Genomic DNA, 12,795 nt, shown 5'->3' with positions numbered 1-12,795 from the left:
CGGCGAGCTAGAATTCATATTTGACTCGGATGCCGTAGTTCCGCTTGTCAGGTAGGCCAAACGCGACTGTTTGACGGCCCGGGTTCCTTGGATCGCCCTGACGCTCGATCGACAGAACTGTATCATCGTTCGTTAGATTCGAAACGAACCCTTCGACGGACCAATCATCTGCTATTAAACCAACCCTTAAGTTCACACGATTGGCACTACCGGATCTTGCAAGATTAGCCTCTGTTGCGAAGAAACTGCCTGTATAGATGTATTCGGCGCGCCCATAGAGTTCCAAACCAGATTGCAATGGATGTGAATAGGTTCCAGTCAGGGTTGCCGTATAGGCAGGAGCTTTGGGAAACCTGTTACCTGCAACGTCACCCGTGCTGGAATAGAGAACGCATGTCGAGCAGAAGTATTCTTCGAACTCAACATCATTCCATGCGAACGAGCCATTGAGCAGCAACTCATCAGACTCTGCTACCGGGAACACCAACGCGGCTTCGGCTTCAACACCCATCAGGTCGGTACTGCCGGCATTATTGACAACCTGAAGCCCACTGATCGATCCAGTGTTATTGATATCAACGAATGCCGTACTTGTGATTTGCTGATTCGAAATTTTACCTGTGTACCCAACCACGCTCAGAGTGCCTCGACGGTCCCAAAATGACCCTTTAGCGCCCACCTCGTACATGTCCATCGACTCCTCGTCGATTCCGACTTGAGCACCTGTCTGACGGACAATTTCAGCTGCGACATCGGGTGCCAAAGTCAAGAGCCGCGCGTTAAACGCCCCCGGCCGGTACCCTCGGGCCCAGTTAACAAACAAATTCCAGTCTTCGTTAGGCCGGTACTCAAGAGTCACCCGCGGCGCAAGGCTCTTGAAAGTTTCCTCCAAACCAGGGACGTCGACCGTGACATCATCAATCTGATACCGGGCCTCCGCACTTATGGTGAAGTCATCGGTGATGTCATAGTAGACGCCACCGAAAAAGCCATATGTATCTGACGTAAACGTAGGAAAAGTACTGAACTGGCGAAACGGTTGAGCCAAATCAAGCTCGCCCGACACTGAACTTGCAATAATTTTAGGATGGACGTACGTGGCGCCCGCTGTCCACCGCAGAGAGTGATCCTGCGGAGAGGATAACCTGAGCTCTTGCGAAAAGTCTTTGAAATCTCGCTCAATGAGAAAGTTGAAAGGGCTAGAGGCACGGAACGGATTTGCAACGGCAGGAACATTCTTCGTGTCGCGTGTACTTTCGTCGGACACAATCATAGATTTCGAACTATGATAGGCTGTGATTGCTTCAAAGGCATATCCATCGGCGAATTCATACTGAACGATGCCGTGAAGTGACACGTTCTTCTTGGCTAGCCCAGCTTTCTTAATGAACGAATTATCGAACAGTGAAAACGGTTCGATAACGTTTTCGATAAAAATGTCGTCGATAGCGGCGTTTGACCCGAGCGTGGTCGTGTCAATATCGGGCACAACTCCACAAAACCAGTTGTTGGCACCACCACCGTTTGCATCGCAATTCGATTGGGTAACGCTGTCTAATCGTCCTGATGCGCCGGTGCCATCGTCGAAACGCGCGTACTCACCAAAAACTTTTATCGATAGCTGCTCATTGGGTGTTGCGTACAATGTGCCAGCAAGCGAGCGAGTTTGACGGTCACCAAGCGTAGAACCATCGGCCGAGTTTGTGTAATCACCTTTCTTGTCAAGATGCGTGGCGGTTAACCGCGCTGAGAGGCGCCCCTCAACAAGCGGGCCCTCAACCGTAAACGCCAGGTCCGTCGAACCCGGAGAGGCATATTGAGCACTGACTTTACCGCGCCATTCGTCACCTGGTGTCTTGGTGATAATGTTAATCGCACCGCTAAAAGTGTTGCGGCCAAAATAGGCGGTTTGGGGGCCGCGCAGAACTTCAACACGCTCAACCTCTGTAAAGGACGTGACTTCTCCGCTGACAACCGGTGCGCCGTCTACGAACGCAATGGCAGCATCATTGGCATTGACGAACGCTGAAACGTTGATGCCTCGAAGCACAAAGTTACGGATTCCGCGGTCTCCGCGCCCAGCGCCAAATTCAGAGAAAAAGAACCCCGGCGTGAAATTTTGAACGTCCTTTAAGTCTTTGAGATTGCTAGCCTCAAGGTCAGCAGCCGTCAGAGCTGTAATAGCAAACGGGACATCGAGAACTGATTCTTCTCGTTTACGGGCCGATACCACGATTTCTTCGAGCGCTACTGCTGGTCGTGAATCAGTTGATTGTGCCTGCACAATACCAGCTGAAGTGCTGACAGTAATGCCCGCGATGAGGGCCGTTGCAATTTTGCGCTTAGTCATCTCTTTCCCCTTCTCGAGACTCGTGAAATTAGAAAAGTGTCTGTGAGGAAATGATGTCTGTTTGGTTACATAGCGACGAGCGGAATCGAAGACTAGCCCGGAGTCCGATCCAGCCCTGTCCGTTGGCCGCGGCCTATTAGGTGTTATTCGTTATCTTATGAGGGATGCGACGCATTGAATTTAGCTCTAGAGTCGCCATAGGTAACGTTCACTGCCCTAATCTGCGACTGACTTAGTGCAGTTTGATTCTTTCGATCGCGATTCCTTGGGGTCGAATCGGCATCTCATCCACACGATCCGTGGCAAGCACACGAGTTGAAGTCGTCGTCAACCAAATAGCAGGGTAATCAGCGACGACGTCAGCAACCAGTGCTTTGAGGTTTTCGGTTCGCCTGTGGAGATCCATGTCCCCTTCTATTTCGCCAAGCCTTTGAGTTAGCTTTTCATTGCAGACAAAAGGATTAGGCTTCTCGCACGAGAGTATGCGAAGAGGCCGAACGGCATCAAAGAAAACACTGCCGTCCGACAACGCCAAGAATAGATCGGTATCCCCCCAGTCTCCACTCTGCCACTGGTAAAAGAAATTCTGAATTGTTGTTGGGTTTAGGCTGAGTTTAACGCCTATACTGGCCATGTCCTGAGCTATCAACTGCAGCATTTGCAATGCTTCGTCCGTCGAGCCATTTACAAATTCAGCTTCGAGAGCAAATCCGCCGGGATACCCGGCCTCCGCTAAAAGAGACCTCGCCCGTTCAAGATCATAGGGAATCGCCGGTAATTCTTCGTTAAAACCTATGATTTCTGGCGTAACGGGTTGATTAGCTGGGTGAACATCCCCTTCATAAATAACATCGGTTATGGCTTGCCGATTAACCGTGTAGGTTAGTGCCTCACGAACCCGGGGGTCCATGAGTGGGCTCTCCTCATTGCCGACAAGGCGATAGGTCAGCATGGAAACCTGAAATGTCGGATATAAAAATGATTTTATGTCCGAGCGCGCTTCTGCTGCGAATGATCGGCTCGCAGTCTCTGCGACATCGACAACACCGGATAGAAGCGCCTGAGATCTCGAAACAGTGTCAGGCATAATGACCATTTCGATCTGCGTTATGTCCTCCGCGCGCCGCCAAGACTGTTCAAATGTAACAAGCTCGATTTTGGTGTTGCCACGCCCCCAGCCTTTTAGCTGATATGGACCTGTTCCGACGGGTGATTGCGAGAAACCAACCGGACCCAAATCACTCCAAACCCTAGGCTCCACAATCATCAACTGCGAAAGGCGCTGAGGTAAAATGGGATCAGGCCCATCCGTTTCAATCTCAATTGTCAGGTCATTAAGTGCACGTACAGCGGATAACGTCTGAACATTAGGGTAAACATAATATGTGCGCGCTTCTTCCTTTAGTAACAGTCCGATGGCTTCTGCCGCCGCCGTTGCATCTAATGTGCGACCGTTATGGAATTGGACCTCGGGCCTTATGTCGAATTCCCAAGTCGTTTCCGATGTAGCTCGCCATGACACTGCAAGACCCGGCTGTAAAGTGCGAGACTCATCAAACATCGTCAGAGAGTCAAACACCAGACTCCACACACCGGAGGACGGTTGTGCAACGCTGGTGAAGGGATTACCTAAACCTGCTGGACCGGCCGCTCTGGCAACCCGCAGTGTCTCCGCAGAGGCTCCAGCGCTCGCAATGCAGAGTGCTAAAACGCAATGAACAACTGCGGCATACCGAACCGCTAAGCGTCGTAAGTAGTTTGCCATTACCATGCCCCCTTGATGACTGACAGGCCTATACCAATGACTGATAAAATCAGAGTCTGCACGCGTCACATCCCGGCAATAATTTGACCATTCTGAACCGTCTTGCCTTTACCTTGAATAGTTACACGATGCATCACGCGGCGCTCACGGTCCGCATCGTATGGCCGCCCACGATGTAATGCCCGCCGGTTATCCCAGATCACAAGATCATAAACGGCCCAGCGATGGCGATATACAAACCGATCTTCAGTCGCGAATTTCAACAATTGGTCAAGTAACGCCTGACCTTCCTCATCAGGCAGTCCCTCGACTGCGAAGGCATGAGCACCGATATAAAGATTTTTCTTACCCGTATCAGGATGGACACGTGCCAGTGGCTGAAACGCTGGGGGAAATTTTGCTCGCTGTTCGTCTGTTATTTTATTGTAGCCCATACGCTGGCGTGAGTGCAGAAGACTATGTTTGGCGATGAGGCCATCAATTTTAGTCCGCATATCTTCGGACAGCGCATCGTATGCCGCTATCAAATCAGCAAATTCAGTTTCTCCTCCAACTAACGCGATCTCCTCGGCGTGAAGCAAAGATGCCTGCGCGGGCACATCTCTGAACGAAAGATCCGAGTGCCAAAGCTGATTGCCTAGGGCAAACATATATTTTTCTGAATTTGTGCCGGCAATCTCACCTTTGGTGTCTAAATTAGACACGTCGTCGATAGCCGCATTCTTTACTCTCAGTTTTGAAGGATCATCGACTGGTAGAGTCCATATTTCGCCGAAATGGCTTGCGAAGGCGAGGTGTTGATCAACAGAGACTGCTTGACCAGGTAAAACCAAAACACCATATGAAAGAAACAGGTCGTATAGTTCCGAAAAAGTTTCTTTATCAATAGACTGGCGCAAATCCAGGCCGCGAACCTCAGCCGCGAAGGATTTTCCAAGTCGACGCACCGTTAGTGTCATACGAACCTCCCAATAGATAAATCAAATCTCATTTTGAGTCCCATTCACAAGATCCGCTGCAGCAAAACCTGCCAAACGGCCATAAGTTGTTGCCGTCAAAAGACCGTTGCCCGACAGGTAACCGTCCGCCGAAGGCCCGGAGATACTCCGCGCAGCCCCTCCGCCAGCAAAAAGGTTAGGGAATAGACTGCCGTCTTGCCTCTTTACCTGCCCACTATTGTCAACACAGAGCCCGCCTTGGGTGTGAAATAGTGCGCCATTCACTTTCACCGCTTTAAACGGTGGTTTTAAAGGCTTGCAATTTGAAAAATCACGACCCCATTCATCGGAGCCTATTCCGACACGCAGCTGTTCAACCGTTTCTAAAGTATTTCTCAAAGACTCTGGCAGGTTCGTTTGGCGGCACAGGCTTTCAACGGTATCCGCTGAAAGCACGCATCCCGTGGCCAGCGCGTCACGATAGTCTTCGTACTCCTTGAGCCGCTCGTGAATCTCTTCGTCGTAAATGCTCCAGACGAACCCACCGTGCTGGGCAGTAACATGAGCTGCTTGTTCAGAATATCCTAGGGCTTCATTGGAAAAACGTCTGCCGCTGGCATTCACTTGAATGCCGCCAAGCGTAATATGAGCCCACATAATCGATACGCCATGATCTCCAGCAACAGAGCCATGACCCTGATAAGAACTCACGTCTGCCACTTCGGCACCGAGCTTGAGCCCCCAATTAAGCGCATCACCTTTATTTCCCGGATGCCCAAAGAACAGGGCATCTTGAATTGCAGGGATGTGTTGCTCCACCAATTTCGAGTTTCCGGCAAAACCACTACAGGCCAGCACTAAGGCGCCACAACCGATATCTTCAGTGGTTCCATCGGCACGTTCCACACGAACCCCTTTTATGGTTCCGTCATCTTCGGCAAACAACGCTGTTGCTGGTGCCTGGGTGATCACATCAGCGCCGCTACCTGATACTGCATTGTGAAGCGCGCCCATCAGTTCAGCGCCGGTTCTATTGGGCGTTCCATGCATTCTGCGCATCGAATGACCAGGAAAATCAAAGGACTCCACGAGCGACAGAGGGACAGCGTGGTGATCCACTAGCCAATCCAATGTCGGAACTGATTCCTCTGCCAAGTGCCTAGCCATGCTTGTATCAGTTTGGCCGTGCGTTTTCTTTAGAATATCCCCGACAAACTTCTCAGGTGAATCGGCAATACCCTTCTCAGCTTGGAATCTTGTCCCAGCAGCTGGAATAAGCCCGGTAGACATTGCCGTGCTGCCTAGAGCTGTAGCATCACGTTCTAGCACCAAAGCGTCTCCTCCAGCATCGCGGACTGCAAGCGCCGCGCATAAGCCACAGCCACCACCCCCGATAATGAGGACGTTTACGTCCCCAACAAACGCGGCTTCCTTAGGTGCCAAAATCGTCATTAATTGCGATACCTCAATATCCGTTCAAGCGATCAATAACGTTGAGCGGTATCTGACCGCCTTCGATACGGGCAATATTCTCGCGAATGTACGGCCCTAGCATCCGCGGATGCGTAACCGTTGATACATGAGGCGTTACTGTAACTTTGGGATGCTTCCAAAAAGGATGCTCAGCCGGAAGCGGTTCGGTTCCAAAAACATCGAGTACTGCGCCCGCTAGCTTGCCATCATCCAAAGCAGTTATAATGTCAGTTTCTACCAGACAAGCACCGCGGCCTACGTTGATAACAATGGCTCCATCGGGTAACTCGGCGAGGGTTTTGCGATTAAGGATACCGCGTGTTTTATCTGTCAGGGGAAGAAAACACACAAGATAGTCGGACGTATTGAGAAAGCCGGAGAGTTGATCATCCCCGAAATAACTCTTGATACCCTCTTCGTGTTTTTGCGACTGGCTCCAGCTATGCACTTTAAACCCGACCGTTCTGAGTTTTTGAGCAGCATCAAGACCCAACGCGCCCAGACCCATAATACCAACCGTAGAATCAGACGCCGCCTTCTGCTGAATTGGAGACCACTTTTTCTCTGACTGTAAGTTTTGGTATTCAGCTAGGTGACGGTGAAACCTGAGAACATGCAGCAGGACATACTCGGACATCCGCGCCGATAATTCAGGATTGGTAAGCCGGCAAAGCGGGATGCTCGCTGGCAACGTATTATCTTCGATAAAATGATCAACCCCAGCAGAAGTTGCGAAAATTGCTTTTAGGCTTGGATAATCACTGAGCGAATTTGGCTCAGGTTTGAGAGTAATCACATAGTCGACTTCAGACTTGTCGCCTATTTCTTTAGGCCATCTTTTGAGAATGCACTCGGGCAAGCCCTCTGCCAAAGTATCGAGCCACCACTGCGGTATCATGTCAGGCAAATGGAGTGCGATTACGGTCATACTTAAAACCTTTTTCTATTTTATCGGCCCGTTTCATTTTGGCCTCATTGTCATTCAGTTATGCAAAGCAGAGATAATAAGTCACTCACAGGGAGCGACCAAGCCCGGTATCCGAGCGCAGGCGCCATTGTATGCAATCGCCAAAGCTGTTCTTGGTTACTGTAGAACAACTTCCAATACGCACGTCGCAAATCCAGTTTGCCAGTTGTAAAAGGTTGTTCACATGAAAACTCTCGCCCTTTTGCTCGCCGCCTTAGGTTTTTTAGTCGCGGTTGTTATCGTGGCAGCCAGGCTCGGGTTTTTCTTCCATTCCGACGAGGTGCTTCGGGAACGGTATGCCAATGATGGTTCTCAATTCATCACTATTGATGGGGTTCCGCTTCGTTATAAAGATGAAGGGTCCGGGCCGCCGGTCATTCTAATCCACGGGGCCTTTGGCAACCTCAATATGTGGAATGCTTGGACAGAGGCCCTCAAAGCTGACTACCGGGTGATCCGTATAGACAACCCTCCCGAGGGTTTGTCAGGCCCAGACCCGTCTGGACAACACGGCCATGACCGAAGTGGTGAATTGATAGCTATGTTGGCCGATGAGCTTGGACTTGAAGAATTTGCCCTCGGCGGCACCTCTCGCGGCGCAGTCGTTGCCTATCGCTACGCCGCCAAACATCCTGAACGCGTGACCCACCTGCTGCTGGTCAATACGCCAGTGCTCCCGCAGGACTCGCCCGAACTATCGACCCGCTTAAGAGCCTTATTTTGGGTTGGTGGCCTGCTAGGCGGATATCAGCCCGAGCTCTATTTCAGAGTTTGGCTTGAGGAAATCATCTTTTTTGATCCTTCGCGAGTCACGGATGAACTGATTGCAGAATACGCGGCGTTCAACAATCGTGAGGGTAAGGCCGAACGTTCCCGAATTGTCAGTGCCGGTGCAAAGCGCGACGTAGAGGAAATCAGCAGACTTATAGGATCCATTTCCGCGCCGACACTCATTATTGCATCGCAAACAAACAGTGCCTTGGCTCTCGAAGACCAGCGGGCAATGGAAGATATGTTTTCGTCGACCGTTCCAACATTTCACTTGATACAAGATGGTGGTCACTTCCTTCCCATCGAAAAAGGACAAGAAACCGGCGCTATGGCAAAAGACTTTCTCATGTCTTCACAGCTTGGGGAAACGACAACAGGTGCAAGCAGCGACAATGGCTTTCAGTAATCCGCGCGACACCATAGCGAGTCCAAGACTTTGAGCGTTTGGGCTATAGTGCCGTGTAGAAAAAAGAGAAGTCAGGCCTAACCATGGCGAAGAAGCCTCTCGACCCCCACCCAAGCTGGAACCCTCTTGAAAGCAGCGAGGCGGCGAAAGCCAATAAAAATAGGGTAAACTCGCTGCTCAAGGGCCTGCGGGTCATTGAAGTCCTCAACACTTACCAATGCCTGAACACCAATGCCGTCGCAAAGTTGATCGGTGCCACCAGAGGCACAACCTATCGACTGCTAGAAACTTTGCGTGAAGGAGGGTACGTCGGTCGAGACGAAAGCAGCGGAATCTATTGGCTGGAGCCAACCGTCTTAGGCCTGAGCGAAGGGATGTCACAGGAGAAGTGGGTTTGGAAAACCGCGGTGCCCATTATGGAAAATTTAGATAACACCGAAACGTGGCCACTATCACTTGTTACTCCACACGGTGCTACAATGATCGTCAGAGCCACAACAGATGCTCAAAGTCCAACCTCCCTCCACTACATGACAATCGGCGCCCGCATGCCAATGCTTACGACCGCTGGCGGACTTGTTTATCTGGCATTCTGCGAGGAAAAAGACCGTGATTTTCTGATAGAACTCGCTAGGAAATCTATGCGAGATAACCAGGAAACGTCCCTTCCTAGCGGTGCCATGCTTAAGAACCAAATGGCTCACATCCGCAAAGAAGGTTACGCTATTCATGACGGAGGACACCGGATTACTGCCCTGGCTGTTCCAGTGTTTTCGAAGTCCCGCGTCTTTGCAGTTTTAGCACTCCGGTACTTTTCATCAGCCATGTCCTTTAAGCAGGGGGTTGACCGATACTTACCGACTTTGAAAGAAGCCGCACGTTCAATAGGCCTGGAATTTGATGCCCTGGAGTCTTGAATACGTTTTAGACACAGCCATGCTCAACGTGCTGAGTTAAACAGTGCCTTTAAGACAAAGGCTCCTTGCAATAACTCCTTGGTGTTCAAGCGGTCAAAGACGAACGACGCCATGCAATGGGAAACAAGTCGTCGTCGTTCGGTGGCGTTCCCTTGGCCATCTTACTGAGGGGTAGGCCGGGCGTATTGACGCACTCGGGTCGAGGGTCCCAAGTTATATCGTCGCCAAGCCAGCGTGTTGTCAGAGCAATACGGTCTCGTGTCGGGTGTGGATTTGCCCCAGCCCCATGATAAGTACGCGGATGAATGAGAACGGCATCTCCAGGATTCATATCAAAAGATAGGAATTTTACATCGGGATCGTTACGATAACTTTCGTAATCAATAAAATCTGGACGATCAGCAGGGCGCTCCAAATGACTCGCGTTTAGTGTGCGCGGCCACTGCAGTGTTTCATCTTTATGGCTACCGGCTATGAACTCTAGACTGCTAACGCCTTTCTCAATAGGAGTAAGCGCCAACCAAAACGATGGTAGCATTTGCCCACTGCAGGGCCACGCAGCGTAGTCTGTATGCCAATACGTTATCGCATCATTGCTAGCGCCCTTGACGAATAATTGATCCCAATAAAAACGAACCATGTCCGAATTCATGACGCGACCAACAATCTCTGCTGCTGGGGACTCCATAGCATAGGCCAAGAAGTCTCTATCCCAGAAGTGCATATATTTACCACCGAGCACCTTACTCTCAATCCGCTTTCTCATCGTTTCATTCGAATTCATGACCTCGACTTCTGCAGCCAAAAGAGGGTCCTGTTCGAGCATCCATTGGGGCAAGTGATTGGTGGGCTTACCTTCGATGATTTCCGTGCGCATTCTGAACCACGCAGAAGTCAGACGCTCGACCCACTCCTGGTCAATCATCCCCTGCAGAAGCACGACCCCGTCACGCTCGTACGTATCGATATGGTCCTGAGTGACTGGCTGAAGCGGTTGCTTATTCATTGTTTTATCTCTCACGTAGCAATGCATATGGGTATTTACGACCTCTAAGAAGCCTTAAACACCTAAAGGCGTCAAATATAATGAGTGAATATGTTATAGTTGTTATTGATAGGTAGAATGAGATCCAAAATGACTGATTTACGACACTTCAAATACTTCTTAGCAGTTACGGAACATGGCGGGTTTAGCTCAGCGGCACGCGCCCTAAATGTCTCTCAGCCCTCAGTATCCATGGCGGTTAAAACCTTGGAGGAAGAAGTAGGTACTGCTTTACTAGAACGAGGCCCAAAAGGTGTAAACGTAACCGCTGCTGGCCAAGTATTCGCACGGAGAATTCGCTCAACCTTGAGGGAATCAGAAAGAGCGTTTGAAGATGCGCGCCATCTAACAGGCTTAAGCGGGGGGGCGGTCACCATAGGCATGAGTGCCGTTTTATCGACCTTTCTAGGCAACAAAGCTCTCATTGAGTTTCATCGTCGACACCCCGGCGTAAAGGTGGATATCAGGGTATCAACCCATAACGTTGAAGAAATAAATCAGGCGATTGACGGCGCTTTGTGGGATTTCGGACTGGTTCTACTGAATTCAGAGTTGAATTCATTCTCCAATTTAAAAATTGAACCAGTTCTAGAGTTTTCATCCAGCATCTATGTAGCGAGTGACCATCCATTGGCAGGGTGCTCTGATGTTTCTCTCAATGAATGTGCCGAATTCGATTGGCTACTGAGTATCTTTACAACGCCTACGTGGTTGTTCGCGGCATTTGATAAACAGAAAATCAAGCACCCTCAGGTTTCAATGGTCACTAATTCTTTTGATCTAATTCGTGAATTGGCTTGCGGGTCCAGCTTTCTATGCGTGATGCCCGATCCGTTCGCCCAGCCTGCATTAGATTTCGGTAGAATGGTAAGAATTGAGCAAAAAAGCTTTTCTATCAAATCTTCAATAGGGATCGCTTACCCTGCTCAGGGAATGCTAACGACAGCAGCACAGACTTTGATAGGCGTTATTCGAGAAACGGCCGCGAAAATTTAGTCAAGTTTAGAATTGCACTGCACTAGAACAGAGGCCGTTTCATCAATTCGCCTCGCGCCTGTTCATTCGCGGCCTGCGCCTTCTTTTTACATCATCCGCCGATATTCGTGATGTAATCCACCAAGATGGGGGCATTCAACGATGTCACCTTCTCGCTCGACCGGCCTTGAAGTAGGGGAATCTTTCTCTAAGGACAGATGCGTCCGGGTACGATTGTAGTATCGGGCATAGTTCTTAAGAGTTCGCCGCAAGTGGCCTCACCGAAGAGAATTTTGTGATCAAGACACTCTCGGCGAATTGAACCGATGACGCGCTCAACATATCCGTTTTGCCATGGCGATCTAAATGCTGTTGGTCGGTCTCTAATGCCCATCGAGTCTAATCGACGTTTGAATACTTTGCCGTAACTGGCGTCTCGGTCACGCACGAGATATTGGGGCGCGGTCTCCCAGGGGAACGCTTGGCTGACCTGATTGGCAATCCATTCCGCAGTCGGATTGTAGGTCGCATTCGTCCAAACAAGCTCTCGCCTGTTTAAGTGAAGGATCGCGATTCCATAGAGGAGCTTGAACCCTACTGTCGGCACCACGAAAAGGTCGACTGCCGCGATTGCATCCTTGTGGCCTCTCATGAATGTCTTCCAGCTCTGCCCTCTGGGCCTGTAGATTCTAGAGAAGTATTTACTGACTGTAGATTGCGACACGTCAAAGCTTAGCTTGAGCAGTTCGCCATGGATGCGCGGAGCACCCCAAAGCGGATTTTCCCGCGCCATTGTTTTAATGAGGTACCGGAGTTCTCGATCAATGACAGGCCGTCCGCCAAGATTGCGGGACTTCCAGCGCCAAAGCGCTCTGAAACCGTGCCGATGCCATCTCAACACCGTCTCTGGTTTGACGATGACAATTGCCTCAATAACTGACGGATACAACATGGATAGCCAACTCAGCAATATCCGATCTAGCCTGGATACCCGGACGCGCCCAGGATTTTTACGTCTCAAAACTGAGACCTGATGCCTCAGTGCGATATTCTCTGCTGCAAGACGTTTTTGAGTCTTACCCAGAGCCAAGATTGCCAGCAAGAAAAACGTCACGAATTGGATCATCTCAAGCTGGTTACAGATGATCCGAACCTATTTCAAGCGGATGAGGTTTTCGGGAAGGACAG

The 12,795-nt window shown here is 50.3% G+C and carries 10 protein-coding genes; 3 read left to right on the top strand and 7 right to left on the bottom strand.

The features are described from left to right. Positions 1-7: 7 nt before the first annotated feature. The 5 genes from RIC29_01485 to RIC29_01465 form a co-directional block, all read right to left on the bottom strand. Complete coding sequence (locus tag RIC29_01485) at positions 8-2,350, bottom strand: TonB-dependent receptor (protein ID MEQ8733568.1); 2,343 nt, start codon at positions 2,348-2,350, stop codon at positions 8-10. 232 nt (positions 2,351-2,582) lie between these two features. Next, the gene (locus RIC29_01480) at positions 2,583-4,115 is read right to left on the bottom strand and encodes an ABC transporter substrate-binding protein (protein MEQ8733567.1); all 1,533 of its coding nucleotides are present in this window, start codon (positions 4,113-4,115) and stop codon (positions 2,583-2,585) included. Between the two features lie 65 nt (positions 4,116-4,180). After that, positions 4,181-5,074, bottom strand: coding sequence for a TauD/TfdA family dioxygenase (locus tag RIC29_01475; protein MEQ8733566.1), 894 nt, complete (start codon positions 5,072-5,074; stop codon positions 4,181-4,183). 21 nt (positions 5,075-5,095) lie between these two features. After that, complete coding sequence (locus tag RIC29_01470; protein MEQ8733565.1) at positions 5,096-6,505, bottom strand: FAD-dependent oxidoreductase; 1,410 nt, start codon at positions 6,503-6,505, stop codon at positions 5,096-5,098. Between the two features lie 13 nt (positions 6,506-6,518). Beyond that, the gene (locus tag RIC29_01465; GenBank protein MEQ8733564.1) at positions 6,519-7,454 is read right to left on the bottom strand and encodes a glyoxylate/hydroxypyruvate reductase A; all 936 of its coding nucleotides are present in this window, start codon (positions 7,452-7,454) and stop codon (positions 6,519-6,521) included. Positions 7,455-7,677: 223 nt separating this feature from the next. On the opposite strand from RIC29_01465, the gene RIC29_01460 reads away from it, so the two are divergent. Together RIC29_01460 and RIC29_01455 are read left to right on the top strand one after the other, a co-directional pair. Beyond that, positions 7,678-8,670, top strand: coding sequence for an alpha/beta hydrolase (locus RIC29_01460; protein MEQ8733563.1), 993 nt, complete (start codon positions 7,678-7,680; stop codon positions 8,668-8,670). Positions 8,671-8,753: 83 nt separating this feature from the next. Further along, positions 8,754-9,587 carry an IclR family transcriptional regulator C-terminal domain-containing protein gene (locus RIC29_01455; protein MEQ8733562.1) on the top strand — a complete coding sequence of 278 codons (834 nt, stop codon included), beginning with the start codon at positions 8,754-8,756 and terminating at the stop codon, positions 9,585-9,587. 85 nt (positions 9,588-9,672) lie between these two features. Here the strand turns inward: RIC29_01455 and RIC29_01450 are convergent, their stop codons facing one another. Then, a complete protein-coding gene (locus tag RIC29_01450; protein ID MEQ8733561.1) occupies positions 9,673-10,593 on the bottom strand; it encodes a phytanoyl-CoA dioxygenase family protein in 921 nt (306 codons plus the stop codon). Between the two features lie 129 nt (positions 10,594-10,722). On the opposite strand from RIC29_01450, the gene RIC29_01445 reads away from it, so the two are divergent. Next, positions 10,723-11,628: a LysR family transcriptional regulator gene (locus RIC29_01445; protein ID MEQ8733560.1), complete on the top strand. Its 906-nt coding sequence runs from the start codon at positions 10,723-10,725 to the stop codon at positions 11,626-11,628. A gap of 187 nt (positions 11,629-11,815) precedes the next feature. On the opposite strand, the gene RIC29_01440 is transcribed toward RIC29_01445, so the two are convergent. Beyond that, positions 11,816-12,559, bottom strand: coding sequence for an integrase core domain-containing protein (locus RIC29_01440; protein ID MEQ8733559.1), 744 nt, complete (start codon positions 12,557-12,559; stop codon positions 11,816-11,818). Positions 12,560-12,795 lie beyond the last annotated feature (236 nt).

The organism is Rhodospirillaceae bacterium (assembly GCA_040219235.1).
In the GTDB taxonomy this organism is placed as follows: Bacteria; Pseudomonadota; Alphaproteobacteria; order Rhodospirillales; family Rhodospirillaceae; genus WLXB01.
The sequence above is the reverse complement of the archived record's forward strand: the minus strand, read 5'-3'. Positions and strand labels throughout refer to the sequence as shown.